The 26,084-nt window shown below is 65.1% G+C and carries 30 protein-coding genes; 12 read left to right on the top strand and 18 right to left on the bottom strand.

Translation table 11 applies throughout. The annotated features are described in order from the left end of the window. Positions 1 to 438: 438 nt before the first annotated feature. From I6F31_RS29480 to mgtE, 4 genes are all read right to left on the bottom strand, one after another. Positions 439 to 1,272, bottom strand: coding sequence for a hypothetical protein (locus I6F31_RS29480; RefSeq protein WP_225148394.1), 834 nt, complete (start codon positions 1,270 to 1,272; stop codon positions 439 to 441). Positions 1,273 to 1,321: 49 nt separating this feature from the next. Next, positions 1,322 to 2,140, bottom strand: coding sequence for an aldo/keto reductase (locus tag I6F31_RS29475; RefSeq protein WP_036013757.1), 819 nt, complete (start codon positions 2,138 to 2,140; stop codon positions 1,322 to 1,324). A 175-nt stretch (positions 2,141 to 2,315) separates the two neighbouring features. Further along, on the bottom strand, positions 2,316 to 2,633 hold the full coding sequence (locus I6F31_RS29470; protein ID WP_225148393.1) for a helix-turn-helix domain-containing protein: 318 nt from the start codon (positions 2,631 to 2,633) through the stop codon (positions 2,316 to 2,318). Between the two features lie 176 nt (positions 2,634 to 2,809). Then, the gene (mgtE, locus tag I6F31_RS29465) at positions 2,810 to 4,231 is read right to left on the bottom strand and encodes a magnesium transporter (protein ID WP_036025625.1); all 1,422 of its coding nucleotides are present in this window, start codon (positions 4,229 to 4,231) and stop codon (positions 2,810 to 2,812) included. Positions 4,232 to 4,314: 83 nt separating this feature from the next. On the opposite strand from mgtE, the gene I6F31_RS29460 reads away from it, so the two are divergent. Together I6F31_RS29460 and I6F31_RS29455 are read left to right on the top strand one after the other, a co-directional pair. Then, the gene (locus tag I6F31_RS29460; RefSeq protein ID WP_225186519.1) at positions 4,315 to 5,142 is read left to right on the top strand and encodes a polysaccharide deacetylase family protein; all 828 of its coding nucleotides are present in this window, start codon (positions 4,315 to 4,317) and stop codon (positions 5,140 to 5,142) included. 155 nt (positions 5,143 to 5,297) lie between these two features. Beyond that, positions 5,298 to 6,638: a polysaccharide deacetylase family protein gene (locus tag I6F31_RS29455; RefSeq protein ID WP_225186518.1), complete on the top strand. Its 1,341-nt coding sequence runs from the start codon at positions 5,298 to 5,300 to the stop codon at positions 6,636 to 6,638. A 104-nt stretch (positions 6,639 to 6,742) separates the two neighbouring features. Here the strand turns inward: I6F31_RS29455 and I6F31_RS29450 are convergent, their stop codons facing one another. Next, entirely contained in the window at positions 6,743 to 7,117 is a 375-nt protein-coding gene (locus I6F31_RS29450) for a hypothetical protein (RefSeq protein ID WP_036013747.1), read from the bottom strand. A gap of 285 nt (positions 7,118 to 7,402) precedes the next feature. Here I6F31_RS29450 and I6F31_RS29445 point away from each other — a divergent pair, with 285 nt between their 5' ends. Beyond that, positions 7,403 to 7,660, top strand: coding sequence for a hypothetical protein (locus tag I6F31_RS29445; RefSeq protein ID WP_036013744.1), 258 nt, complete (start codon positions 7,403 to 7,405; stop codon positions 7,658 to 7,660). 22 nt (positions 7,661 to 7,682) lie between these two features. Here the strand turns inward: I6F31_RS29445 and I6F31_RS29440 are convergent, their stop codons facing one another. The 6 genes from I6F31_RS29440 to I6F31_RS29415 form a co-directional block, all read right to left on the bottom strand. After that, complete coding sequence (locus I6F31_RS29440; RefSeq protein WP_036013742.1) at positions 7,683 to 7,871, bottom strand: hypothetical protein; 189 nt, start codon at positions 7,869 to 7,871, stop codon at positions 7,683 to 7,685. A 10-nt stretch (positions 7,872 to 7,881) separates the two neighbouring features. Beyond that, the gene (locus tag I6F31_RS29435; RefSeq protein WP_036013740.1) at positions 7,882 to 8,211 is read right to left on the bottom strand and encodes a four-helix bundle copper-binding protein; all 330 of its coding nucleotides are present in this window, start codon (positions 8,209 to 8,211) and stop codon (positions 7,882 to 7,884) included. Positions 8,212 to 8,309: 98 nt separating this feature from the next. Further along, positions 8,310 to 9,212 (bottom strand): NAD(P)/FAD-dependent oxidoreductase, encoded by a 903-nt coding sequence (locus I6F31_RS29430; RefSeq protein WP_225186517.1) that lies wholly within the window; start codon positions 9,210 to 9,212, stop codon positions 8,310 to 8,312. Next, positions 9,209 to 10,285, bottom strand: coding sequence for a flavodoxin family protein (locus I6F31_RS29425; RefSeq protein ID WP_109143438.1), 1,077 nt, complete (start codon positions 10,283 to 10,285; stop codon positions 9,209 to 9,211). Before I6F31_RS29425 ends, I6F31_RS29430 begins: the two co-directional genes overlap by 4 nt. 65 nt (positions 10,286 to 10,350) lie before the next feature. Further along, entirely contained in the window at positions 10,351 to 10,551 is a 201-nt protein-coding gene (locus I6F31_RS29420) for a hypothetical protein (RefSeq protein ID WP_036013732.1), read from the bottom strand. Continuing rightward, on the bottom strand, positions 10,551 to 10,760 hold the full coding sequence (locus I6F31_RS29415; protein ID WP_036025634.1) for a hypothetical protein: 210 nt from the start codon (positions 10,758 to 10,760) through the stop codon (positions 10,551 to 10,553). Before I6F31_RS29415 ends, I6F31_RS29420 begins: the two co-directional genes overlap by 1 nt. A gap of 286 nt (positions 10,761 to 11,046) precedes the next feature. Here I6F31_RS29415 and I6F31_RS29410 point away from each other — a divergent pair, with 286 nt between their 5' ends. Further along, positions 11,047 to 11,331, top strand: coding sequence for a hypothetical protein (locus I6F31_RS29410; RefSeq protein ID WP_036025635.1), 285 nt, complete (start codon positions 11,047 to 11,049; stop codon positions 11,329 to 11,331). 19 nt (positions 11,332 to 11,350) lie between these two features. Here I6F31_RS29410 and I6F31_RS29405 read toward each other — a convergent pair whose 3' ends face one another. Continuing rightward, positions 11,351 to 11,551, bottom strand: a complete 201-nt coding sequence (locus I6F31_RS29405) for a hypothetical protein (protein WP_225148388.1) — start codon at positions 11,549 to 11,551, stop codon at positions 11,351 to 11,353. Positions 11,552 to 12,165: 614 nt separating this feature from the next. Here I6F31_RS29405 and I6F31_RS29400 point away from each other — a divergent pair. After that, positions 12,166 to 12,360, top strand: coding sequence for a hypothetical protein (locus I6F31_RS29400; RefSeq protein WP_225125048.1), 195 nt, complete (start codon positions 12,166 to 12,168; stop codon positions 12,358 to 12,360). Positions 12,361 to 12,431: 71 nt separating this feature from the next. Here the strand turns inward: I6F31_RS29400 and I6F31_RS29395 are convergent, their stop codons facing one another. From I6F31_RS29395 to I6F31_RS29380, 4 genes are all read right to left on the bottom strand, one after another. After that, complete coding sequence (locus I6F31_RS29395; protein ID WP_225186516.1) at positions 12,432 to 13,190, bottom strand: Crp/Fnr family transcriptional regulator; 759 nt, start codon at positions 13,188 to 13,190, stop codon at positions 12,432 to 12,434. Then, the gene (locus tag I6F31_RS29390; protein WP_225186515.1) at positions 13,190 to 16,357 is read right to left on the bottom strand and encodes a CheR family methyltransferase; all 3,168 of its coding nucleotides are present in this window, start codon (positions 16,355 to 16,357) and stop codon (positions 13,190 to 13,192) included. Before I6F31_RS29390 ends, I6F31_RS29395 begins: the two co-directional genes overlap by 1 nt. A 209-nt stretch (positions 16,358 to 16,566) precedes the next feature. Then, a complete protein-coding gene (locus I6F31_RS29385) occupies positions 16,567 to 16,836 on the bottom strand; it encodes a hypothetical protein (protein ID WP_225114950.1) in 270 nt (89 codons plus the stop codon). Between the two features lie 10 nt (positions 16,837 to 16,846). Further along, positions 16,847 to 17,854: a chemotaxis protein CheB gene (locus I6F31_RS29380; RefSeq protein WP_225114951.1), complete on the bottom strand. Its 1,008-nt coding sequence runs from the start codon at positions 17,852 to 17,854 to the stop codon at positions 16,847 to 16,849. Between the two features lie 87 nt (positions 17,855 to 17,941). On the opposite strand from I6F31_RS29380, the gene I6F31_RS29375 reads away from it, so the two are divergent. Continuing rightward, positions 17,942 to 18,337, top strand: coding sequence for a response regulator (locus tag I6F31_RS29375; RefSeq protein ID WP_225140145.1), 396 nt, complete (start codon positions 17,942 to 17,944; stop codon positions 18,335 to 18,337). Between the two features lie 365 nt (positions 18,338 to 18,702). Here the strand turns inward: I6F31_RS29375 and I6F31_RS29370 are convergent, their stop codons facing one another. Beyond that, entirely contained in the window at positions 18,703 to 19,485 is a 783-nt protein-coding gene (locus tag I6F31_RS29370; protein WP_225186514.1) for an SDR family NAD(P)-dependent oxidoreductase, read from the bottom strand. A gap of 167 nt (positions 19,486 to 19,652) precedes the next feature. Between I6F31_RS29370 and I6F31_RS29365 the strand changes: the two genes are divergently transcribed. From I6F31_RS29365 to I6F31_RS29340, 6 genes are all read left to right on the top strand, one after another. After that, the gene (locus I6F31_RS29365; protein ID WP_036045784.1) at positions 19,653 to 20,828 is read left to right on the top strand and encodes a zinc-dependent alcohol dehydrogenase; all 1,176 of its coding nucleotides are present in this window, start codon (positions 19,653 to 19,655) and stop codon (positions 20,826 to 20,828) included. A gap of 11 nt (positions 20,829 to 20,839) precedes the next feature. Next, complete coding sequence (locus tag I6F31_RS29360) at positions 20,840 to 21,424, top strand: hypothetical protein (protein ID WP_225186513.1); 585 nt, start codon at positions 20,840 to 20,842, stop codon at positions 21,422 to 21,424. After that, on the top strand, positions 21,405 to 23,009 hold the full coding sequence (locus I6F31_RS29355; protein ID WP_225186512.1) for an alpha-amylase family glycosyl hydrolase: 1,605 nt from the start codon (positions 21,405 to 21,407) through the stop codon (positions 23,007 to 23,009). Before I6F31_RS29360 ends, I6F31_RS29355 begins: the two co-directional genes overlap by 20 nt. A gap of 162 nt (positions 23,010 to 23,171) precedes the next feature. Further along, the gene (locus I6F31_RS29350) at positions 23,172 to 23,351 is read left to right on the top strand and encodes a hypothetical protein (RefSeq protein ID WP_027575113.1); all 180 of its coding nucleotides are present in this window, start codon (positions 23,172 to 23,174) and stop codon (positions 23,349 to 23,351) included. Continuing rightward, positions 23,348 to 24,502 carry a DUF305 domain-containing protein gene (locus I6F31_RS29345; protein ID WP_225186511.1) on the top strand — a complete coding sequence of 385 codons (1,155 nt, stop codon included), beginning with the start codon at positions 23,348 to 23,350 and terminating at the stop codon, positions 24,500 to 24,502. Before I6F31_RS29350 ends, I6F31_RS29345 begins: the two co-directional genes overlap by 4 nt. Positions 24,503 to 24,630: 128 nt before the next feature. Beyond that, positions 24,631 to 25,410: a Crp/Fnr family transcriptional regulator gene (locus I6F31_RS29340; RefSeq protein WP_225186510.1), complete on the top strand. Its 780-nt coding sequence runs from the start codon at positions 24,631 to 24,633 to the stop codon at positions 25,408 to 25,410. Between the two features lie 48 nt (positions 25,411 to 25,458). Here I6F31_RS29340 and I6F31_RS29335 read toward each other — a convergent pair whose 3' ends face one another. Then, positions 25,459 to 26,067, bottom strand: a complete 609-nt coding sequence (locus I6F31_RS29335) for a cysteine hydrolase (RefSeq protein ID WP_225186509.1) — start codon at positions 26,065 to 26,067, stop codon at positions 25,459 to 25,461. Positions 26,068 to 26,084 lie beyond the last annotated feature (17 nt).

Here is a 26,084-nt window from a genome sequence, read left to right as displayed (position 1 = left end):
CAGGACCACACGGTTTTGCCGTACGCGGTCCGTTGGCGCCGCAGGGTTCGACGGCGTTGTGCACGTTGCCATCGAAATGCCGGCGCGACGAACCTGACAGCGCCGCTCGTCCGTACGAAGCCTCGGGCTCACGGAGAGCAATCCGCCCTGCCCTCAGCTCTCGTACACGACGCTGCCGCGTCCACCGCAAGCCCGGCTCGCGACAATGACGACCGCATGGTCGCCCCTCAATGAGCCGGGATGAGCGAAAAATACGTCATTTCCGAATTTCGGTAAAGCGGAATATTTTAGAGCGGGCAGGTTGACAGAGAAGCGAAACACCCTGCTCTCGTAGCCCGGATGGAGCGCGAGCGTAATCCGGGACAATTCGAGCTGCCGGGCGAGCAGCCCCGGATTACGCTTTGCTCCATCCGGGCTACACGACTACACGACGATGCGCTATCCGCCGAAATCCTTCGGGCTGAACGGCAGATCCAGCACCTTCCATTCCCCGTACAGATTGGCCGGCAACATCTTGTAGGGTTGGCAGTTCTGCAGCGCGCTCGTTGCGGACTTGACGATGGCCACGCCCTTGGCGGACGGCGGCGCCTCGATCAGGATGGGCTCGCGCGCCAGCGTGCCGTCGGTGGCGAACACGGTGCGCAGCTTGACATGGACGTTGTCGGTCGGTGCGACGCCGGCCGGCAGCTTGGCGCAGCCGCGCAAGTGACGGCGAAGCTCCGCGACGACCTCGGGCGGAAGCTTCGCAGCGATCGAATCGTTGGCATCGCCGCCGTCATCCTTGGCGCCTTTCGGCTCGACCGGCAATTCGGGCGGCAAGCCCAGCATGACCCCGTACTTGATGGTGACGTCCGGTTGCGGCGTCTGATAGGCCGGCGGCGGCGCGGCCTGCGGCGGCGCGTTGGCCTCACGCTGCTTCGAGGCCTGCGGCTGCTTCTGCTGCGGCTCGGGCGAGGCCTGCTGTGACGGCGATGGTTCTGCCGCCTGCGGCCTGGCCGCAGGCTTCGATGCCTCCGCCTTGTCGGTGATATCCGGCTTCGGCAGCTTCAGATCGGGGAGCGGCTCTGGCGGCTTCGCCTCTTCCTTCTTCTCCTCGGCCTTGGTTTCCTCCTGCTTCACCTGCTCCGGCGTGACGATGTCGACCGCGACGGTTTCGGGCGCCTGACTATGAAACGGACGGACCTCGCTAATCACGATGATCAGCGCCACCAACGTCAGATGGGCGATTGCCGAGGCGGCAATGTCCGTCCGTATGATCTTCCCCAGTTCCATCGACCGATCTTGGGTTGCCCCCGCGGTCCTAGCATACCCCGGGTCCCTCTCAATCCCATTTCGGGGCGAAGCCAAAGTCGGTCAGGCGTCCCTTCGGATTGGCGAGCGCGGCGATCCGGTCCATCTCGTCTTCCGACAGCTCGAAATCGAAGATCTCGATGTTCTCCGACAGGCGCTCGATGCGCGAGGTGCGCGGGATCGCAGCGACATTCTGCTGCACCAGCCAGCGCAGGCAGACCTGCGCCGCCGTCTTGCGGTGGACGCGACCGATCTCGGCCAGCGTCTGGTCGGACTTGATGCGGCCCTTGGCGATCGGGCTGTAGGCGACGAGGGCAAGGCCATGCTGGTCGCAGGCCGCCCGTACCTTCGCCTGATCGAGATAGGGGTGATACTCGACCTGGTTGCAGACCAGCGGCTCCGCCGACAGCGCGACCGCCTGCTCGATCAGTGCCACGGTGAAATTGGAGACGCCGATGTGGCGGGTCAGGCCCATCGTCTTCGCATGCGACAGCGCGCCCAGCGTCTCCGCGAGCGGCACATGAGGATTGGGCCAGTGCAGCAACAACAGATCGACCGAGGGAAGCCGCAGGCGAGCGAGGCTCTCCTTCACCGAGCGTTCGAGATCATGGGGTGCGAAATGGTTGGTCCAGACCTTGGTGGTGAGGAATACGTCGTCGCGGCGCACGCCGGAGGCGCGCAAACCGTCGCCGACCTCGCGCTCATTGTCGTAGACCTGCGCGGTGTCGATATGGCGATAGCCGAGCCGTAGCGCCTGCTCGACCACGCGCGCGGCCGGCCTTCCGCTCAGCTCCCAGGTCCCGAGACCGATCGCCGGAATCCTTGCGCCATTGGCCTCGACGAACAGCATGAGGAATCCTCTTCCGTTGCGACAGCCCCAGAAGTCATTATGGACCCGGTCGATGATACTGCCAACGGAAGCCGCGGCAGCCAGGCGGGATATTCGATGCAGGCCTAACGGGAGGTTGTGCGTCAGGCCTCGGCGTCGGGCCTTGGCGTCAGGCCTTTGGCGTCAGGCCTTGGCGTCAGGTCTTGGCGAGCGCCTGGAACACCGTGTCGGGGGCATGCGCGATCACCGTGAGCAGTGCGCGGGCCGGGCCGCGCGGGGCGCGTTTGCCCTGCTCCCAGTTGCGGATGGTCTCGACGGGTACGCCGAGCCTGGCGGCGAACTCCATCTGGGTCAGGCAGGCGCGCCGGCGCAGATCGCGCACCGCGAGCGGGCCGGTGTCAGACGGCGCCGCATTGGTCGTCGGCTGAACCGAAAGCGGCTGGACCGGAAATTCCTGCCCATTCCGCAATTCGACGATCCGTCCGTCCGCCTTCAGCCGCAACCGCATGCCCATTCCCCCAAGCAAAGGCGATGATGCGGCAGGTCGCTTAAAGTCGGATTAAAGACGGTTGTCGTCATTCCGGGGCGCGCGAAGCGCGAGCCCGGAATCCATTGTGCAGCGTCGACGCGGACAAATGGATTCCGGGTTCGCGCCAAGTGGCGCGCCCCGGAATGACGATGGGGTGAGACCTACTTCAACCCGAACCAGAGCGTCGCAATCCCGAGGAAGGAGAAGAAGCCGACGACGTCGGTCACGGTGGTCACGAACGTGCCCGACGCCACCGCCGGGTCGGCCCGCACGCGATCCAGCGCCATCGGGATCAGGATGCCGCCGAGCGCGCCGGCCACGAGGTTGCAGACGATGGCGAGCCCGATAACGATGCCGAGGCCCGGGATCTTGAACCAGGCCACCGCGGCGATGCCGGTGATCACGGCGAAGGCGAGGCCGTTGACGAGGCCCACCAGGGCCTCGCGCATCACCACGCGCCAGGCGTTGGAGGAACCGAGCTCGCGCGTCGCCAGCGCCCGCACCGCCACCGTCATGGTCTGGGTCGCGGCATTGCCGCCCTGGCTCGCCACGATCGGCGCCAGCACCGCGAGCGCGACCATCTTCTCCAGCTGGCCCTCGAACAGGCCGAGCACGGAGGACGCCAGGAACGCGGTGGCGAGGTTCACCAGCAGCCAGTTGAAGCGGCCGCGGGCGATGGTGAGGAACGTGTCCGACAGCTCTTCGTCGCTGGTGACACCGCCGAGCGCCTTGAGGTCCTCGTCCGCCTCCTCCTCGATGACGTCGACGACGTCGTCGACGGTGATGACGCCGACGAGGCGATCCTGGGTGTCGAGCACGGGCGCAGCGACGAGATTGTATTTGCCGAACATGCGCGCCACCTCTTCCTGGTCCTCCAGGACGGAGACGCGGCGGCGGTCCTCGTCGGTGAGCTCGGTCAGCGCCACCGGCCGGCGCGTGCGCAGGAGCACGTCGAGCGGCACCGCGCCCTGCCAGTGCTGTTCCTTGTCGACGACGTAGATCTCGTAGAAGCGGTCGGGCAGATCCGGCGTCTCACGCATGTAGTCGATCGCCTGGCCGACCGTGAAATCCTGGGGCACGGCGATGAACTCGGTCTGCATGCGGCGGCCGGCGGAGTTCTCCGGGTACAGCAGGCTGCGCTCGAGCGCGACGCGCTCCTTGAGCGGCAGCTTCTCCAGAATCTCTTCCTGCTCCTCGGCACCGAGGGTTTCCAAGAGCTCGACCGCATCGTCGGATTCGAGCTCGCGGACGCCCTCGGCGACCGTCTCCGGCGGCAGCTCCTCGAGGATCTCCTCGCGGACGGTCTCATCGACCTCGTTCAGCGCCGAGAAATCGAAATCGCGGCCGGTGAGCTCGACCAGGCGGACGCGGTCGTCGGGCTCGAGGGCGCCGATCAGATCGCCGAGATCGGCCTCGTGCAGCTCCGCGACGCAGGCACGCAGCGCCGCGCTGTCCCCGGCCTCGATCGCACGGGCGACCTCCTCGACGAATTCGTGCCTGATATCGCCGTCTTCATTGCGCATCGGCACGTGGTCGAGTACCGAATCCGCAGCCGATGGGGCAACGTCCAGATGTTCATCCATGGCGCGCCTCGCCGTTTGACAGGTTGGAACCGGTGGTGTGAGCTGAGGCTTCAGGCAATACCCACAAGGCAAAGCCGAGCGCAATGGCAAAGATGCTGCGACTAAGGTGGACCTCGACCATGGCGGGCGCGCTTGTCGCAACCGTCATCGGCAATGCCGCGACCGTCATCGGCGCCGCCGAGACGGAGGCCGCCGAGTGCCCGCGCAAGGACGCGCTCGGCACCTCGCGCGTCTTCAGCGTCGATCCCAAGACCTATCCGCGCGTGGGCCTGAAGAGCTTTCCGCAGACGCTGCCGCTGGCCGATCGCGAGGTCGTGCTGACCTTCGACGACGGGCCGAACCCGCCGACGACGTCGAAAGTGCTGGCGGCGCTGGCACAGGAATGCGTGCGCGCGACCTTTTTCCTGATCGGCCAGCACGCCTCCGAGCACCCGGACATGGTCAAGCGCATCGCCCGCGAGGGCCACACCGTCGGGCATCACTCCTACTCGCATCCGTTCATGGGGCGTATTCCGTTCGAGAAGGCCATGGCCGACATCGATCGGGGCATTGCCGCAGACGAAATGGCGCTACACGGAGTCTCGACGACGACACCGTCGACGCCGTTCTTCCGCTTCCCCTATTTCGAGTCGACCCAAGCACAGCTCGACCTGCTCCAGTCGCGCGGCATCATTGTGTTCGGGGCCGATTTATGGGCCAGCGATTGGGAGGAGATGACGCCGGAGCAGCAATTGAAGCTCGTCACCGAGCGCCTCGCCGCGAGCGGCAAGGGCATCATCCTCTTCCACGACAACAAGGCGCGCACGGCCGCAATGATGCCGGCGTTTCTACGGTATCTGAGGGAGAACGACTATCGGGTGGTCCACATCGTCCCGGCGGGCACATCACAGAAGAGCGCCGATACGCGCTGATGCCGGAATGTCACGCCCGGGCAAAATGGGGTGATTTGGGACCAATTAACACTCTGTTCATGCTACCCCGTGAAGATGAGGGCGGCTGCGGCTGAACCGTTTTGAGCCGTCTCCGACCTATCTAAGCGCCAATTGCATGGGGGCAGACGAGGTTCATGATCGGAAGTAGCGTTGTTTTGCGGACGCGATCGTGGATCGTCCTCTGTCTGGGAATGCTCACCGCCGGTTCGCCGGCCGCGCTCGCAGCCGAGTGTCCCGGCCACCCCGACGCCCTCGGCACCTCCCGCACCCTCGTTGTCGATCCGCGCGAACATCCGCTGATCGGCACCATGCAGTACCGCGAGACGCTGCCGCTGAAGGACCATGAGGTCGTCCTGACCTTCGACGATGGTCCGATCCCGAAATATTCGAACCAGGTGCTCAAGATCCTCGCCGACGAATGCATCAAGGCGACCTTCTTCATCGTCGGCAACCAGGCCAAGGCCAATCCGGAAGGCGTGCGCAAGCTGGTCGCGGCGGGCCATACCGTCGGCACGCACAGCATGGACCATCCGCTGACCTTCGACCGGATGCCGATCGAGAAGGCCGAGGCGGAGATCAATGGCGGCATCGAATGGACCGCAGCCGCGATGACCGATCCGTCGCAGCTCGCCCCGTTCTTCCGCATTCCCGGGCTGATGCGCGCCGAGGGCATCGAGAACCATCTGATCTCGCGCGGCCTCCAGGTCTGGAGCGCCGACTTCCCGGCCGACGATTGGCGGCACGTCTCGTCCGACCGCGTCTACCAGCTCGCGATCCAGCGGCTGGAGGCCAAGGGCAAGGGCATCCTGCTGCTGCACGACATTCAGGCCCGCACGGTGGCGGCACTGCCCAAGATCATCCGCGACCTCAAGGCGCGCGGCTATCGCATCGTGCATGTGGTGCCCGCCACGGCCGAGCGGCCGGCGACGCCGACCACCCCGGTCGAATGGCTGCTGCATCCGCCAACCGAGACGACGCCGATCGCGCGCTGGCCGCGCGTGCCGCATTTCGTGTTCACGCAGACCAGGACGCTGCCGGCGCCCGCGCTCGCGGACCTCAATGCGCAGGCCGAACATCAATCGCTGCTGCCGCGCCGGAGCAAGGGCCAGATCGACCTCGCATCCACCCTGCCCGTCCCGGGTCGCGATCTGTTCGCGATTCCGGAAGGCTCGGTCGAGGTGCTGATGTCGACGACCTTATCGCGGCGCGCCGCGACCCGGCTCGCCATGGCGGCCGAGAGGCCGCATCCGGCCAAGGACAAGGCAGCACAGGGCAGAGGCGCGAAGGGCAAGACGGCCAAGCTGCATGGGCGGCGTACCGCACAGGCGGCGCCGGCTGCAGCGGATCATGCCGCGCAGCCCGTCGACATCGTACCCAAGAGTAACGCAGCGAAGAGCGCCGCGGCCAATGGCGCGGCCTCCAAGGGCGTGCCGCCCCGTCCGACTCGCGTCGCCAGCCTGAAAAAGCGCGCCTAAAGCGCGATGAGATTAGGATGAATCATCATCGCGCTTTAGGTTGTTGTTTATGCATGATCTTTTCGGAAAACCGCTTCGCACTTTTCCGGATCATGCTTTAGCTGCTATTGCCGCATGATGGCGGCGACGCAGAGCAGCACGATCAGCGCCAGGAAGAACAGGTCCATGTAGGACTTGAGCTCGCCGTCGCGCCGCAGCCGCGCGACGTCGGTGATCACCTGCTTGCGCGCGGTGGTGCTGCCCGAACCGTCGTTGATCGGAGCCTGTAGGCGCTTGGTCTCGGCCTCCAGCTTCTCGATCTTCTGGAAGAAGTAGAACGCCCGCAGCGTCGAGGCCGCGCGCATGGCTGCATAGACCAGCACCAGGATCGCCAGGATCGCCCGGTTCGGATACTTTTCCATGAAGTTCAAGCTGAAATAGACCACCGCCATGAAGGCGAAATTGGTGAGGAAGCGGTAGACGAAACTGAGAAAAACCATGCTGGCTCGAAACCTTCAGGGGGTCGCAACCCTATGGTGCTGCGAAGTGCGGGATCGGGACCCAGACCGGAACGGCGAGCCTGGATACGGCCCGTCTACGCCAAGTTTGTTTCAACAAAGATACTGCCGCCGCCGCAACTAGCCGCCTTTTAGCCTGAGGCGGCCATAAGGCAAGCCGGAGCATGGCCCATGGCCTCGCGCGCGCGAACGGCCCGCAACGGCTCAATGGCGATTTGGCCGAAGGCGCGGTAAACTGTGACCGCCACCAGATGTGGGGTTCTTCCGATGTCGAAGAAGGGAATCACGGGCCACGACGACTGGGTTCTGACCGAGGCACTCGCGACCGCCCTGGTCGCGCTGGAGCAGCTCGAACCGAAGCACCAGCCGAACGCGCATATGGAGGACATCCGCAAGCTGCTCGCGAACGGCAAGGAGCCGGCTGCGGTGAGCCTGCATCTTGCGCAGGCCAAATGCCGTCTGTTTCCCGAGCTCGACCCGCTGCAGATCTACCGGGAATACGGCATCGGCGAGGAGTATGGCTGAGGCGGCCGGTCGACGATCGAGCTCAAGGCCCGCCGGCGACCGATCCTGCGATCACCATGACAAGCGCGCCGAGGTCGATCTTGCCGTTGACCGTCAGCTCCTCCGAGGCCGCTGCGTCTCCCGCGCCCTGCACCTTCAGCGATTGCGGCCGGTCGGCGGCCTGACGCTGCAATTCGCCGACGATCGCTTCCTTGAGTTTCTCTTCCAGCATAGGCACCTCCTCAAGCCGCCATCGCGCGGCAGGATTGGGCGCAGGAGCGGCACGTCGCGACGCATTCGTCCATGCCGCCGATCCGGGCGCAATCCTCGGCACATTCGGTGCAGATTTCGGCGCACTCACCGCAGGTGTGCTTATGATGCGGCGTGTTGATCAGCATGAAGTGCGCGGCGGTCCGGCAGATCTCGGCGCAGGCCATCATCAGGCGGAAATGTTTCGGCTCAACATGCTTGCCGCCGGTCTCGAGGCAATGGTTCATCGCCGTGCCGAGACATGTCTGGTAGCAGCTCATGCAAAGCGCGATGCAGCGGGTCATGTCTTCGGATTGAGCCATCGGTTGTCTCCAGTTGCGCGCCCCGCTCCGCTCGACCAAAGCGGGGCAACGCGCTTCGTTCCCGGTTCCAGTCGATTGTGAGGCTCACCGCCGTCCCATCACGCAAATCGCGGCGGCAGGCTGTTGTGGATCGTGCAGGCCGCGATGGCCGCGTGGCCGAACGCGACCGAGATCTGGTGCAGGTCGGTGACGACGTCGCCGATTCCGTAGAGCCCGGCGATCGACGTGCGCTGGTGATCGTCGACCTTCAAATGACCGTCCGCAGTGTGGTCGGCGCCCAGCGCCATCGCGAGCTGGGAGCGGACCTCCGCGCCCATCGCAGGATAGACGATGTCGAATTGCGCGGTACGTCCGTCGGCGAAATCCGCTTCAACGCCGCCGCCTCGCCGTGCCAGGCGCAGCTCGGGCGCGAACACGATTCCGACGCCCGCCTCGGACAGCTCCGACGTTGCGGCCTTCGCGTCGTCCGCGCCGGTCGCAAGCAGCGTCACGTCGCGCGCATAGCCACGCAGAAAGAGCGCCTTTGCGGCGGCACGATCCAGCGGCCCGACGACGCCAATGCGGCGGCCGGTGGCCTCGAAGGCGTCGCAGATCGGGCAGTAGCGCAGGAGTCCGTCCGCGACCGCCGCGCGCCACTCCGCGAATGGCGGATGAGTATCGACGATCCCGCAGGCGAGAATGACCGTGGCGGCCGCATGCGCGCGGCCATTCCAGCTCGCTTCAAAGCCGTGTCCGTGACGCTGCAACGCCGTGACCTCGGCCTCCACGCGTGTGACGGCGAGCTCGTTCAGCTGGGCCGACATCCGCTCGATCAGCTCCGGGCCGGACAGGCCGTGGACGAAGCCGGGGACATTGTGGCTGCGCGGGATCAGGGCCGCCCGGCTCGCGCCGGCGTCCACGACGCAGACGCGGCGGCGGAAGCGCGCCAGATAGATCGCGGCCATCAGTCCCGCCGGCCCGCCTCCGACGATCAGGCATTCAAGGGGTGGCGCGCCAGTCATTTGGGATTCGGGTCCGCAAGACCGGCGCCGGGCTCATCGAGGCGCCCGCTTCGCGCGAGCCGGACGGCATTGCCGAGCGCGCGCGCCGCATTCTGCACTTCCTGCTGGAATTCGCGGTCCTCGTCGAGCTCACGATGGGATGTGGCGTATGGCTCGTCGTAGCCGACATAACCGTCGAGCTCGGCGTAGCGCCCTGCCGAGATCAGCTGCATGTCGGTCAGCCAGTCGGACAAGGCCCGTCGCACGCCCTCGGCGCCGACCGCATCGCCGTGAACGACGAGGCCGAAATGGCGGCCGGCGAGATGACGCGGATAGGGCCAGCCCTTCAGCTCGATCGCCTTGGCTTCCGCGGCGTTCTTGCCGTGGGTCGAGGTCGGATCGGGATTGCCGCCGTCGGCGCAGACCATGCGGTCCATCATCGCCTTGAGACCGGCGGGCACGTGATACCAGTTCACGGGCGCCACGATCAGAATGCCGTGGGCGGCAACCCAGAGCGGATAGATCTCGTTCATCCAGTCGTGGGTCTGGCCCAGCGAGTAGTTCGGATAGCAGCTGCACGGCCAGTGGCACAGCGGCATGGCGGTGCCGACGCAGGACTTGCAGGGATGAATGGTTTTGCCGAATTCCGAAGCGAGGCGCGACAGATCGAGGATGTCGACGGCAAATCCCATCTCGATGAAGACGGGCTCGGCCAGCTTGACCATCCGCCAGGTCTTGGACATCTCGCCGGGACAGGTGTGCTCGCTGCGGGCCGAGCCGTTGATGATCAGGATGCGCGGCGTCTCGTCGGCATCGTCGTGGCGACGCTGCGCCTCCAGGATTTTTGAGCGCGCATCGAGCCAGTCGACGGCAAGATCGTAGTTCGGGTCGGAAAAGCCTGCGCCGGCCTTCCGCGTCAACGGTGCCTTGCGCGAATGGCTGTAGGCGTCCCAGGCCGCAGCGATGATGGCATCGAGCTCGCGCCCAAGCGGAGCAAAGGCGGGATCGACGAACTGACGCTTGTAGCGCCGCTCGAACTCCTCACGCGACAGCTTGACGGGCGGCATCCCCTTGCGAATGTCGGCGTCCGTCATGCTGGCTCCTGGCGAAGTCGAATCCCTCCGACCCAACCCGGCGCCCAGCGCGCGGTTCCCAAGCCCTACTGGCGAACAAGCTCCTGCGGCGCATCGAATTTGGCGATCCGTTGATCGAGCCGCCACAGCTCGATGCGATGCACCAGGACGAGCGAGGCGGCTTCGCGCTTGGCCTGCTCGTCGTCGTCGCAGACGAGGTTGATGCATCCGAACACGTGCCCGTCCGGATCGATCTGGAACGCGCGGTAGTGCTTGATACTTGCCACTATAGGTGTCCTCGCCTTGGAGCGACGGGTGCGCTGAGCCAATCCGTGAGGTTCGAGGTCACTTCGTTCTGCTTGGCGCGACGCAGCAGCATCTCGCGTTCCCTGCCGGGCGGCAAGTTGCGGGCGCGCTCGCGCGCGCTTTCGGCAAAAGCGGCCAGTCGCTCCTGAAGCGTTTGGGTCTGTTTCCTGCGGTTACGTTTGGCGGTCATTTTTACTTTTGTACTTTCGTGGAGAATTTGGTTGGAAGGGAATCGGCCCCGGCGGGGGATCGGGCGCCGGGGCCCAGGTTCTCTTGTCACTCAAGTCGCTTGCCGGTCGAGGCGGCTCGGCCCGGCAACGATTGTAGCTTCCGTCGCAACAGCCGGTTCCGGCATTTCAATAAGTTAACGCTGCGCGATTTTGCGCAAAGCACAACCGCAGGACCGATCGGTTTGGACCGCGCCGGAACCGAAATGCTGATTCGTATGTTCAAGGACGACTTGAAGGAGGATCATCATGGCAAGAGCAGCATGGAAACGACCGGGCTCACCGATCGGCCGCAAAGGACCGCGCAAGGCAAATCCCGCCTACAAGCGCCGCGCGCGCGAGCCGTGGACAGCGGCGGATGTAAGCAAGCTGAAGCAGCTTGCGAAAGGCAACACGCCGACCGGCGTGATGAGCATCAAGCTGCAGCGCCCCGTCACGGCCATTCGCAGCAAGGCGCAACGCGAAGGAATTTCGCTGCGGCCGGTCAACCGCTCCCCGTACAATCGGCGAAGCAAGGCTGCGAAGCGGCGCTGACGACGCGCATCGCGCCGGGCTAGCTTGGCGGCTGCAGGCCCGGCGACCGCAGCCACTCGCTCATCTGAGACCCAGTTTCCGCCTGACGCGCCTTGCGCAGGACTTCGTCGCGCGCCGCGCCGGGCGGAAGCAAGCTGGCCTGTTCGCGTAGCCGCTCCGCCTCGGCGGCGAGCCGCGCTTCCAGAGTTTCGACTTGCTTGAATCGATGTCGCGTCCTCATCAGGCGTCCTCCTGGTGCATGAGGTCGATCGCGCCGTTGCGTTCCGACGGGTATTGATGCCAGGCTGCACAGCCTGGCCAACGATCTAACGTTCCAGAAAGGGAACGGTTGCCTGTTTGGGGAAAAAGACCGGAGTTACGATTCCTCGTTGTCCCGGCGCGCCCTGATCTCGGAGCGAAGCATGGCGCTGTCCATAATGGCCAAACGTAAATCGTTCACGGTGTCGCCGTAGCGGCCCGCAACTTGTCTATGCTGCTCCCGGAGGGCTCGGCTCTCTTCGATAGCGCGCGTAGCGCGGGCAAACAGCGTGTCTGGCATCAGGCATAATGCAACAGAGCTCGCGAGCGCGCACTTGCATAGGTTACTCAAATGGGGCCAACGGCTCAAAAAGCGTCGCCGCTTAACCTGGATCAAGTCGCCACAACCCGCCAGACCGCCCTCAACCACGTACCGGTAGCCCGGAACAGGAATCGGCCGACAGGTCCTCGATTTCCTTAGCTGAAACGCCACAGCGGGTGTACGGTGATCTCATCACTGGCTGTGGCTCTGCCCGTAGGCGCCGGTGGCTGAGAGACCGATGGTGCTCCCGCCTGCATGACCCGGGGGAGCGCCTGATGGCGAAGCCGACTCGTTATCCATTACAGTCCGATGAGAAGCACGTGGAGCAGGTTCGCAAGGCGATCCGTGAATCGCTGGAGGTATTGACGCTTCCTCGACCGGATACGTTTCTGGGCCGGAAAACTCACGAGCCCTTTCCAAGTGAAGACGATGATGATGTGCAGGACGGACAGCGCCCCAAACAGGCGTGATTGCGAGCAGGACGACATCCTGTTCCGGCCCATCTCAGCGAAACGACTCGTCTGGCCGGAACGGAACGGCGTCAACGGACCGCTTCAGTCGCCCGGTAGATCCCGAGATAGCTAGGCGAATACAGCGCCGCGTTCTTGAGCGCATCGAGGTCCGGGATGGTCAGGGTCCGCTCGCGCAGCACGATCAGCTTCGCCGCGCGCAGCTCCTGGAGCGTCCGATTGAGGTGAACGACGGAAAGCCCCGTCGCATCGGCGAGATCCGTCTGCGTGACGGGCATGAGGCAGGAATTGCCGTCGACCAGTCCCACCGGGCGAAGCCGCTCGAAGATTTCGCAGAACAGGTGCGCCACGCGCTCCAGCGCGACGCGGCGGCCGAGATTGATCGCCCATTCGCGCTGGATTGCGCTGTTGAGCAGAGTCTCGCACCAGAACGCTTCCGAGAGCGTAGGGTTGTTGGCGAGGAGGTTCTCGAAGCGGGCGCGCTTGATTTCGGCATAGACCACGGGCGTCAGCGCCACGATCGAATGATCCATCTCCGACAGCAGGTAAGCATGCGCATCGCAGCTTTCGCCCGGGAAGATGAAATTGACGATCTGGCGCCGGCCGTCATCGAGCGTCTTGTAACGGCCGAGCCAGCCCGACAACAGGACGCGGACGGCGTCGACGGAATCACCCTCGCTGATCAGATCCTCGCCGGATCCGGCGCGCTGGAGGCCCTCGAGCATGGCGTATTCCAGCGATGCGCCAGCCTCGGCCGACAACGGCCGTAGCGCGCTCAGCCGACGAATGGCCGGCTCCAAAACGCTGCGATCGGCTGTCGACAGCGGCATCAGGCAGCCACCACCGGTGTGTGGAAGGCGCGCTTTGTCAAGGGGATGGTGATGGTGCATTGCAGCCCGGCAGAATTGAATGCCATCGTGGTCTGCCCCTTCAACTCGAACGCCAGCGTGCGCTCCAGAAGCTCGGTTCCGAATCCTTTTCGCGGCCTTGTCGTGACAGCAGGCCCGCCGCGCTCCCGCCACTCGAACACCAGCTCCGCCGGCTCGGTGCTCTCATCGACGCGCCAGGTGACCTCGATGCGCCCGCTTGGCTGACTGAGTGCCCCGTACTTGAGCGCATTGGTGGCGAGTTCGTGGATCGAGAGCGCGAAGGTTTCGGCGGCCTTGGGCTGGAAACGGATTTTGGGGCCCGAAACCCGCATCTGCTCGCCTTCCCTGGCATTGTAGGCGACCAGCTCCTCGACGACGAGATATTCCAGATCGACGCCGCCTTCGGGATCGCGCGTCACCAGCGCCTGGGTGCGGGCGAAGGCGTTGAGACGCCCGTCGAGATGGGAGGCGTATTCCTCCACGGTCGAGCTCGTTTCCGCCGAGCGGCGGGCAATCGAGCGCACCACGCCGAGCGTGTTGCGGACCCGGTGCTGGAGCTCGGCCAGCAGCAGGCGCTGCCGCTCCTCGGCGCGGGTGATTGCGGTGACGTCGATGAAGGTCATGACGACACCCGCGATGAAATTGTCGATGCTGCGATATGGCAGGATGCGCACGATATAACGCGTGCCGCTGTCCGGCGCGCTCAGCTCGCGCTCGACGCTGGCGAGCGTGCGCAGCACCCGGCGGACGTCGTCGTAAAGCTCCTCGATCGGGATGCGCGCCTTGATATGGCTGATCGGGCGGCCGGTGTCGGTCTCGACCAGATGCAGGAGCTGGGTGATGGCGGGCGTGAAGTTCATCACGCGCAAATCGTTGTCGAGGAACACCGTGGCGATCTGCGTGCTCTCGAGGAAATTCTTGAGGTCGCTGGTGGCGCGCGTCAGCTCCTGAACGCGGTGCGCCAGCTCGCCGTTGACGGTGGTCAGCTCCTCGTTGACCGATTGCAGCTCCTCGCGCGAGGTCTCCAGCTCCTCGTTGGCCGACTGCAACTCCTCGTTCAGCGATTGGTATTCCTCGTTCGACGATTTCAGCTCCTCGTTGGTGCTCTCGAGCTCCTCGATGGTCGCCTGAAGGCGCTCGCGGGTCGCACGCAGATCGTTCTCGAGACGCTCGACATGCTCGGTGCGCACCAGGGCGCTGGGATTGGCGGGGTCGGCCTCGATGGTCCGCGCCGGGCCGTCCTTGAACAGGACGACGAAATTGCGGTGGCCGCCGGCGCCCTCCTGGATCGGCTCGACTGTAATGTCCACCAGGACGCGGTGACCGTTCACCCCGAGTTGCACCTGCTCGGCATGGACGGATTCGTTGGTCTCGGCCGCGCGGCTGAGTGCGGTACGCAATTCCAGCCGGAGATCGCGGTGCACGAGCTGCAGCAGATCGAGCGTGGCGGCGCCTGCGTTCGGCTCGATGTAGCGGCCGGTGCGCCCGGAGAAATGCAGGACCTGGAAATTGTCGTCGGTGATGACATAGGCCGGGGCATAGCGCTCCGCGATGCGCTGCGCCCGCCGCTCCAGGCCGACGTCGGGCCCGAACGAGCGAACCGGCGGCACCTCGACCGGCGTCCTGCCCGCCGCGGTCGTGATCGGAAATTCCGGCGGCAGCCGCGTTCCGGTCTCGAGCTTCTTGAATATCCGGGCGCGGCGGTCGACGGGGGCGAACAGCTTCGGATGCCGGGTCACGTTCTCGGAATTGCCGAGGAACAGATAGCGCTCCGGCAGCAGCGCGAAATGGAACAGCGGAATCACGCGGTTCTGCAGCTCGGCATTGAGATAGATCAGCAGATTGCGGCAGGAGACGAGATCGAGCTTGGAGAACGGCGCATCCTTGATGACGTTGTGCTGCGAGAAGATGCACATCTCGCGCAGCTCCTTCACCACGCAATAGGTGTCGCCTTCACGCACGAACCAGCGCGCCAGCCGCTCGCTGGTCATGTCCGCCTCGATATTGGTGCGATAGCGGCCGACGCGGGCAGTCGCGAGCGCCCGTCCATCGATGTCGGTGGCGAAGATCTGGACCTGCGGCAGGGAGTCCATCCGCGCCATGTGCTCGCGCAGGAGAATGCCGACCGAATAGGCCTCCTCGCCGGTAGCGCAGCCGAGCACCCAGACGCGGACCTGCTGGCCAATCCCCTTGCCCTCGAAGATCTTGGGAATGATCTGCGTCTCCAGCACCTCGAATTCGCGCTTGTCGCGGAAGAATTCGGTGACGCCGATCAAGAGATCGTTGAAGAGATTTTGGGCCTCGTCCTTGTCGTTGCGAAGGAAATCCACATAAGCGGCAATGTCGTCGATCCGGACCACCTGCATGCGCCGCTGCACCCGGCGCAGGAAGGTGTTCTGCTTGTAGCCGTGAAAATCGTTGCGGGTCTTGTTTCGCAGGATGTCGGCGATGCGCGCCAGCGAAGTCGCGGCCGCCGCCAGAACCTCGTCGAAGCCCTGCTTCTCCTCCAGACGCCTGAGGTGACGGGCATAGACCTGGATGTGCTCGGGGATATCCTCGGGCGGCAGCACATAATCGGCAATCGCAGCGGGCGTGTTGCCGTCGAGATGCCCGGCCTCCTCCGCATGTCCGGTCTTCTCTGCGATGGCGAGGCCGCCGTGATCCTTCAGCGTCGCGGTGCCCAGCGTGCCGTCGCCCCCGGTGCCCGCGAGGATGACACCGATCGACTGCTCGGCGCGCTCCTCGGCCAGCGAGACCAGGAAGCTGTCGATCGTGGCGCGTTCGCCGGGCGCCTGCTCGGCCTTGCGGATTGCGAAGCGATCACCCTGGATAGTGGTGATCATGGCGGGCGGACACAGATAGATCGTGCCGCCTTCGATGGGGTGGCCGTCGGCGATCTCGGCGATCTTGTTGCCGTTGGAATTCTGCACGAGGTTGCGCAGCCGCGGCTCGTCGAACGCCTCGTGGTGCTGGAGCGCCAGCACGATGGCCTGATCGGCCCCGACCGACATCTTGGCGAAGAAGCGCTCGATGCTATCCAGCGCGCCCGGCGAGGCGCCGACCCCTATGATCAGCGGGGTCTTGCTCTGGCGGTTTGCATCGACCGGCTGGTCGCCGTTTTCGCTCATGGCTCTGGTGGCTCACTGGCTGGCGGGAACCCGATGGGCGCCCCGCCCTGCACATAGCAGAATTCAATATTATCCCAACACATCAAAGGCAAAAATGTCCCGGGCATCTCTTTGCCCCAGCTAGCCCGATTGAGGGGACAAGCGCGAGAGAGCCGCCTGCTGCTGTGCAGCGTCGAGCGGTGCAGTTCGGGAGATCGACGTCGGGCGCCCTACGCTTCCGGATTGACCTCGCGCTGGAGAAAGGCCACGCGCTGCTCGATCAAGGTGCGGTGGCGTTCCCATTCGACCAGCGTCTGCTTGAGCAGGTCGACCAGCCGCTCCGCCTGGCAGGTGTCATGACCGCCGGCCATGAGCTCGCGCACCCGGTCCTCCTGATTGCGAACCCGTTGCCAGCCGCTCTCTATATCCTGTTCCGCCTTCACCAGCAGGCGTTGCTCGGCATCGAGCTGGGCGGTGCGTTCGGCAAGGGAGATGGCCATGGCCGCGCCTTCACGCCTCCCGTTTGCCTACGGAAGGCTGGAGCGACTTTAGCACGACGCGCCGGATCATGTCGGCATATTCGCGGTATTCGAGCGCCCGAGCCTCATACATCTCGGCGACGGCAGCCCGGCCGGAGCGCCGGCCATCGGCGGCCATGCGTTGCACCAGCTCCGCCCGCTCCTCGATGATCCGCAGCGCCACCCGCAAGGCTTCATCGACGCGCCCCTCCTGCTCCTTGGCGAGCGCATCGGCAGTGAAGCCGTGACCGACCTGGCAGCGGAAACGCATCGGGCGGGCATTCTTGACCTCCGAGAGCACCCCGCCGCAGGATGGACAGGTCAGGGCGACAGGGTGAGCCATGGCGACGAGATTGTCACTGCCGATCCGCTCACCGGCCGCGATCTCGACCTCGAGCCTGATCTCGGGCGGAATTGGCAGCGCGGCGCCGGCCTGCTCCCTGACGAGCTCGGAGAGCACGTCGCCCATGGTGGCGCCGGGAACGCAGAGATCGACCGTGGTCGCCTCCATGGCGCGCCGCGGCATCTCGTCCGAGATCGCGTCCGCGGGGTCTTGCACTACGGCCATCCCGCCGCAGCGTTTGATGGCGTTGAGGCCGGAAGCGCCGTCCGACAACAGGCCGCTCAGGAGCACGCCGATGACGCGCGGCCCGTGATAGAGCGCGGCCGAGCGGAACAACGCATCGATCGCCGGCCGCACCATGTTCTCGCGCGGGCCGCGGCCGAGGAAGATGCGGTCCTCCGTGACGAGAAGATGATGGTCCGGCGCACCCAGGTAGATCTGGCCGGGCTCGATCTTCATGCCGTTCTCGGCCTGCCGCACCGGGAGCGGACCGGCACTGCCGGCCACGGTAGAGAGGATGCCGATGCCCTGCGCCGGAATGTGCAGCACGATGAAGACGGCGGCCGGCAGATCCGCCGGCAGACGGCCCAGAATCTGCTTCAATGGAGCGGTCGCTCCGGCCGAGCCCCCGATGACAATGATGTCGCGGTTGCCCATGGAACCCGCCTCCAATTGCATCGTTTGCACTTTGCACCAAGGCGGATCGTCGGCTTATGTTCCTGTGCGTTTGGAGGCCGAGACAGCATGGCGACATCGTCGCATCAGCGCGCAGAGCTCAAGGGGCGCCGCATCTTCGTGGTCGAGGACGAGTATTTTCTCGCCGATGACATCGGCAAGACATTCCGCGCGCTGGGCGCCGAGATCGCCGGTCCCGTCGGCGATCTCGAAGACGCGCTCAAGATCCTGCACGACGGCAGCGTCCTGGACGCTGCCGTGCTCGACGTGAACATCCGCAGCGAAATGATCTTTCCGATCGCCCGCGAGCTGAGAGCGCGCAACGTGCCCTTCCTTTTCACCACCGGGTACGACAAGATCACGCTCAGTCCGGAATTTCAGGACGTGCCGCTCCTGGAAAAGCCGATCGATCTTGCGGCGATGGCACGGAAGCTCACCGGACTCATCGCCGAGCAGCCGGTCTAGTCAAAGCGGTTGAAAGCTCGCAGCCGGGCGACGATCAAAATAGATGCGCGAACGCAAGCCACGCGGTCACCGCCAGGCAGAGGATAACTGCGGCGTAAGGTAGCGCGATGCGCAAGACGGCAAGCTCCCCACCTTCAGCTCATCATCATCCAGACGATTGCGACCATCATCACGAGAAAACCCGTAACGGCAGTCGCGATAAAGGCCTGTTCGATGCGATCCATCGCCACAGCGGCCCCCCTCTTGTTTCAGCCCGTACAATTTGACGGTTTGAGGGCCGCGGCGCATTAGGCTATGTGAATCGGGGGTCTGCTTTCTCTTCGCAAGAGGGTTCGCGCGCTTCGCAACATGGCGCGCGCGTCGCTCTACGACCTTGCCGTGCCCGGCTCGGCCATCTTGCGGTGCTGCTTGGCCAGCATCTCGTTGGGCGTGACGTTCGCGACCGTGGTCTGGATCTTGTTCTTAAGCCCGGTGACGATGTCGGCGTCCCCGCGCATCATCGCATCGAAGCCGGCCTTCGCAACATCGTAGGCCCCGTCCTTCTTGTCGGTGCCGACCTTGGTGTCCATCATGTCGGCGCGGCGGAAGAACTCGGTCTCGGTCGCACCCGGCATCAGGCAGGTCACGGTGACACCGCTGTCGCGCAGCTCCTCACGCAGCGCGAACGAGAATGAATCCAGGAACGCCTTGCTGGCGTTGTAGGCAGCTTGGAAACTGCCCGGCATGAAACCGGCGATAGAACCTGTGATCAGGATGCGCCCGGCTCTGCGGCGGAGCATCTCATTGCCGACGCGGTGGATCAGATACAGCGTGCCGGTGATGTTGGTGTCGATGAGGTGTTTCACCCTGGCAAAGTCCTGGTCGAGGAACGCCTTGCCGAGGCCGATGCCGGCGTTGGCGAGCAACGCGTCAATCGGCCGGTCGCCGACCGCCGCGCACAGCTTGTCGACGCCCTCGGTGGTCGCAAGATCGGTCTCGACCGGCTCCACGCTGCCGCCGAGCCGCCGGAGATCGACGGCCACCTGCTCGATCTGGGACTCGTCGGCCGCGACGACGAGGTTGAATCCGGCCTGCGCGCAGCACCTTGCGAGTTCCAGACCGATACCGGTTGAGGCGCCTGTGACGACGGCGAGCTGATTGGCGGACATGCGGCAAAATCCTTGTGATTGAGCCTTTGGAATGAGGTGATCACGCTCAATCGCTGCCCTGCTCTCTCGTTCCTATTTGCGCAGTGCGAAGAATTTGCGCGCGGCGATAGCAACCATCGTTCGTGCCTGGACTTAGATGGCACGTGGTGCAACCGGGAGGACGGACGATGAAGGCGCTGGTCTGGCACGGCAAGGAGGACATCAGGTGCGACACCGTCACCGACCCGGAGATCCAGGATCCGCGTGATGCCATCATCAAGGTGACGAGCTGCGCCATCTGCGGCTCCGACCTGCACCTCTTTCACAATTTCATCCCGGGCATGCTGCCCGGCGACATCATGGGTCACGAGACCATGGGTGAAGTGGTCGAGGTCGGCTCGGGCGTCGACGGCAAGCTGAAGAAGGGCGACCGCATCGTCGTGCCGTTCACGATCATTTGCGGCGAATGCGACCAGTGCAAGCGCGGCAATTTCTCGGTGTGCGAGACCACCAACCGCAAGCGTCACCTGGCCGACAAGGTGTTCGGGCACACGACGGCAGGCCTGTTCGGCTACACGCATCTGACCGGCGGCTATCCCGGCGGCCAGGCTGAGTACCTTCGCGTGCCCTTTGCCGACGCCACCCACATCAAGGTGCCACCGGGCATTCCCGACGAGCAATTGCTGTTCCTTAGCGACATCTTCCCGACCGGCTGGCAGGCCGCCGTGCAATGCGACATCGAGCCGACCGACACGGTCGCGATCTGGGGCTGTGGCCCGGTCGGGCAGATGGCGATCCGCAGCGCCATCCTGCTCGGCGCCAACCAGGTGATCGCGATCGACTGCCTGCCGGAGCGGCTCAGCATGGCGGAAGCCGGCGGCGCCACCACGATCAACTTCGAGACCGAGAGCGTGGTGGAGCGGCTCCAGGAGCTGACCGACGGCAAGGGCCCGGAAAAGTGCATCGATTGCGTCGGCATGGAGGCGCATGTGATGCCATCGCTGCCTGACACCCTGCTCGACCGCGCCAAACAGATGGTGATGGCCGAGAGTGACAGGCCCCACGTGCTGCGCGAGATGATCTATGTCTGCCGTCCCGGCGGCATCATCTCGGTGGCGGGCGTGTACAGCGGCCTGTCCGACATGCTTCCGATGGGCGCCTTCATGAACAAGGGCCTGACGATGCGGACCGGCCAGACCCACGTCAACCGCTGGACCGACGATCTGCTCCGCCGCATCGAAGAGGGCGAGATCGACCCGTCCTTCGTCATCACCCACACCGTCCCGCTCGCCCAGGGACCGGAGATGTACCAGGTGTTTCGCGACAAGCGCGATTCCTGCGTCAAGGTCGTGCTGAAGCCCTGAAGGAGCCAGCCATGTTTCACTTCTCCAACATCGTGCGCACCAAGGGCGACCCCAAGATCGTCGAGGGCGGACCGAGCCTGAAGCAGCCGGCGGATCAGCTCGCGCGCGCACTCGGCTGGTTCAGCATCGGCCTCGGCGTGGTCGAATTGTTCGCGCCGCGGCGCGTTACGCACACGCTGGGCATGGAAGGCCATGAGACGCTGGTCCGCGCCTTCGGCGTGCGCGAGATCCTCGCCGGAATCATGTCGCTCTCGGTCGACAAGAACGCCGGCCTGTGGGCCCGCGTCGGCGGCGACGGCCTCGATGCCGCCGCGCTGCTGTCCGGACTGACGTCGGACAATCCCAAGAAGGGCAATATCGCGCTGGCGCTGCTGATGGTCGGCGGCATCGCCGTGCTCGACTACCGCGCCGCGCAGGACACCAAGCCGCGCCGCCCGCCGCGCGATGCACGGCGCAAGCTCTATCCGAACCGCAGCGGCTTTCCCAAGGGCATCGAGAGCGCCCGAACTGCGGCAAGGCAGATCGCGGCGCATGCCAAAACAAACCATGTCAATACAAACGAGGTGAAGCAAGGCGATGAGCGACGCGTCCCGTGATGAAGCCGCTTGGTGGGAATCCGCCGTCATCTACGAGATCGCGCTGATCTCCTTTCAGGACTCGAACGGCGACGGCAAGGGCGACCTTGCCGGGCTGTTGTCGCGCATCGACTATCTGAAGTGGCTCGGCGTCGGCGCGGTGTGGCTGACGCCGATCTACAAGAGCCCCTTCCGCGACCTAGGCTATGATATCTCCGACTATTGTTCAATCGATCCCGCCTTCGGCAGCCTCGAGGAGTTCGATCGCCTGCTCGAAGCGCTGCACGCTGCGGGCATCCGGCTTATCCTCGACCTCGTCCCCAATCACACCGCGAACGATCACGCTTGGTTCGTCGAGAGCGCGAGCTCGCGCAACAGCGCGAAAGCGGATTGGTACGTCTGGGCAGATCCGGCCGAGAACGGCGGGCCGCCCAACAACTGGCTGAGCCGGTTCGGCGGCAGCGGCTGGGAATGGTGCGAGTCGCGCCGGCAATATTACTATCATTCCTTCCTGGTGGAGCAGCCCGACCTCAACTGGCGCAACCCGCAAGTGCGCGCCGCGATCGCCGACGCCATGCGGTTCTGGCTCGACCGCGGCGTCGACGGCTTTCGCGTCGACGCCAGCGCGGTCCTGATCAAGGACCGGCTGTTGCGCGACAATCCGGCGAATCCGCAAGCCGAGGGCAAGCCGCCGCCCCAGCGGCACACGACGGTGTTCACCGACGATCGGCCCGAGACGATGGATTGCATCGAGTTCATCCGCGAGGTGATCGACGCCTATCCCGGACGGATGTTGTGCGGCGAGGTCCAGGGCAAGATCGACCGCATCGGCCACTTCTATGGCAACGACCGGCCGCGCCTGCATCTGCCGCTCAATTTCGCCCTGCTCGATTCCAAATGGGACGCCCTCTCGCTGCAGGCCACGGTCGACGCCTATCTCAACGCCATCCCTGACGATGGCTGGCCGGTCTGGGTCATCGGCGGCCACGACAAGCAGCGGATCGCGAGCAAGATCGGCGAGGCGCAGATGCGCGTGCTTGCGATGCTGCTGATGACGCTGCGGGGAACGCCGTTCTTCTTCATGGGCGACGAGATCGGCCGCAAGCGCGTGCCGATTCCGCAGGGCCGCGTCCGCGATCCCTTCGAGAAGCTCGTGCCCGGCTACGGCCTGTGCCGCGATCCCGAACGCGCACCGATGCGGTGGGATGACAGCCCCGATGGCGGCTTCACGACGGGCCGCCCATGGCTGCCGCTCGAGCCGCCCGATGGTGCGGCCAATGTCGCCGCACAGCAGCGCGACGAGCGCTCGATCCTCGCTCTGTTTCGCGCGCTGATGGCGCTGCGGCGCAAGCATGCCGGCCTGCAACGGGGCGGCTACGAGCCGCTGCGCTCGCAGAACGATGTCCTGGCCTTCAGACGGACGGCAGGCCGTAACGAAATTCTGGTCGCGCTCAATCTCGCGGCCGAACCGCGGAAATTCCATTGGCAAGGTCGCGGCCGTCTCTTGATGTCGACGCATCTGGATCGGCCGCCCGAGCCGGTGCCGGATGCGTCCATCCTGCTCCGGGGCAACGAAGGCGTGATCATCGCGCTCGAACCTCGGTGACGTCAGGAGGAACCATCCGCGTCGCGAAGAGTCTGATCAACGCTTCCGGCGTCTCCCCCCGCCGCCGGAGGCAATTTGCAAGACCGCAGCCCCGGCGCCCACGCCCCCTTCAGGCGCCGGGGTAGCGGCGTGAGCCACGGCAGGACATATCGGAGGCAGCTCATGGGCAAGACCAAAGGTCTGCAGCAGCGGATCGCCGGCAAGACCAAGCAGGCCGTCGGCGAGATCATCGGCGACCAGGATCTGCACGACGACGGCAAGGCGCAAGCCGAGCGCGGGCGCGACGAACAGGACAAGCCGAGCGAACTCAATCCGCTGAAGAAGCTCAAGCAGCTGACGTGAACGCGGAGCCGCGACCAGCACTCACGAGTGGGGCGCGGCGCACCACCGGCGAGCGGCGGCGTTCGCGCTGGATTGCCGCGGCCGCACTCGGCCTGATCAGCAGCACGTTTTCGACAATCGTCAGCCAGCTCTTCGCTGCCCGAATCGGCCGCGATGCGGCGGTCGATTGGATGACGGTTGCCGCGATTCCTGCGCGCGACTGGGCGATCAGCTCCGAGCCATCCTGGAGCGCGATCCTGGCCGGGATCGCCTTTCACCAATGGGCCGATTTTTCCTGGGCATTGGTTTTCTTCGGCGTGCTCGGACGCTGGACGGCCGACTTGCGGCCGATGACGATCCTGCTGCTGGCGCTGCCCTGGGCCGCGTTCTCTTCAGGCATGGAATGGTTCGTGCTGGTGCCGCTGTTTCCATTCTGGCAGCCGCTGTTCACGCTGCAACAACCCTATTGGATCGGCCTGCTGGTGCATGGCTCCTCCGCCGTGATCTATCCCCTGTTCGCGCGCCTGCGCTGGAGGCGCGGGACTGCGCCTGACAGCGACGTGCGGTTCACGAATATGTGGATCACCGGCGCGCTGGCCGTGATTGCGCTACTTGGGGCGGTCGCATTGTTCGGCGGTCATGGTTACGAGCCGCCGTGGATGGGCCGCGACAGGGATCAAGACCAGGCCTACATCCGTCACATGACAACGCATCATGCCCAGGGCATCGAGCTGGCGCGGACGGCTGCCGAGCGCGCGCAGGATCCGCATCTGCGCAAGCTCGCAATGCTGATGGTCGCGAGCCAGACCGGAGAGAACCGCATATTCGAGAATTGGTGGCTGAGCTGGTTCGACACGGAGATGCCCGATTGCAGCACCGAGGAGCGGGCGGCGATGCCGGGCTTCCTGACGCCGGCCGAGATGCGCCAGGTCAAGACCGCGCCGCCGGACCAGTTCGACACGCTGTTCGTCGAGGCGATGAGCCGGCATCACCGCGGTGCGGTCAGGATGGCCGACCAGATGTGGCACAGCCGCGGCGACCCTCGTCTGCGCATCATGGCGCATGCCATCCGCCACGAGCAGCAGGGCGAGATCGCGCTGATGCACGGCACGCGCGGCGTCGCCGCCGTGACCACAGGCGTCCGCAACATGCTCGGCGACAACGTCAATTGAACGTGAGGATCTTGTATCGGCAAGCGGCCTGCTGCCTCGCCGATACTCCAGACGAACCTATCAAACGTTAATGCTTTCCGCCGTCATTATCGGCCACACTTGGGCCGACGGGGGCCGTCGGAGATCAAATGCAGGCAGGATTTGCTTTCTCGAGGCTGGCCGACCGCCTGACGAGCCTCGTCGAACTGACCCCGGAACATCTCGATCTGCTTGCGGACATGCCGAGCAGCATCGCGCATTTCGGCGCGCATCAGACCATCCTGCGGCACGGTGATGAGGCAACGCAATGCTGCCTGGTGCTCCAGGGATATCTGTCCTGGCAGAATGACGAAAGCGCAGATGGCCAGATCACCGCGATCTGCGTGCCCGGCGACATCGCCAACCTGCAAAGCCTGTATCGCCCGCGCATCGAGGGCAACCTGACCGCGCTCGGTTCCGCAATCGTCGCGCTCGTGCCGCACCGCTTCTTTCGCGAGCTCGCGGTGCGATCTCCGGCAATGTCGCATGCCTTGCTGTTGATGCTGCTTGCCGATCACGCCATCCAGCGCAACTGGACGGTGAACCTCGGCAGCCGGGACGCGTTGACACGCGTGGCGCACCTGCTCTGCGAGATCACGGTGCGGCTGCAAACCGTCGGGCTTGCCCGGGATTTCAGGTTGTCCTCGCCCTTCACCCAGTCCGACCTCGCCGCAGCCTGCAGCATCTCCCCGGTCCATGCCAACCGCACCATCCAGGAGCTGCGCCGCTGCCATTTGCTGCAATGGCAGGGCAAGACCTTGACCATCACGGACTGGCCGGGCCTGGTCCGGCTCGCCGGCTTCGACCCAACCTACCTGAGCATGCGGTCCGGCGCGGACGATGCTCGGCCGCCGCATGCGAGACCGGCGGCCGACGTCGCGGTCGCTTGATCCGCCTCGTGGGCGCGAGGACCTTGCGCGGCTCAATGACGTCGGACCCTACTCCCGCCAGACCTCGGCCAGCTCTTCCGCTGTCACCAGGTCGACCTGGCCGTGGAAGCGGGTGCGGTACATCGTCATGAGCGCGTCGTGGCCGACGTCGGACGAGCTGCACAGCGCGTCCTCGACAAGGACGATCCTGAAGCCAAGATCGACGGCGCTCAGGACCGTCGAGAGCACGCAGACGTCCGTCTCCGCGCCCGATATCACGACGGTGCCGACGTTCTTCTCGACCAGCAGGCGCGCAAGACCGGGATTGCTGAACGCGGAATAGGCCGGCTTGTCGATCATCGCCGCCGGCGGAACGAAACGTGCCAAGGCCGGCACGAGCTCCAGAGCCGATGACGGCAGATGCCTGCGCGTCGCCTGGCGCCAGCGGCGGAAATAACTCTGCCATTGCCCCGGGCGATCCTCCGGATCCTGCGGGGTGATGAAGCGTGTGAAGATCGTTCTCTCCGCGTGGCGCGCAACGACCGAGACGACCGTCGGCAGCACCCGCTCCATCCAGGGCGTCGCCCAAAGGCCATCGGGGGCGAAAATGTTCTGCATGTCGATGCACAGGTGAACGGCGCCGCGGATCTCGGCAACATCGGACATAGCGTCCCTCATCGTCCTCCACCTTCAAG

Origin of the sequence: Bradyrhizobium sp. NBAIM01, assembly GCF_020194115.1 — a bacterium.
Classification (GTDB): Bacteria; Pseudomonadota; Alphaproteobacteria; order Rhizobiales; family Xanthobacteraceae; genus Bradyrhizobium; species Bradyrhizobium yuanmingense.
Note: the sequence above shows the minus strand (reverse complement) of the source record. Positions and strands in the feature narration are given on the sequence as shown.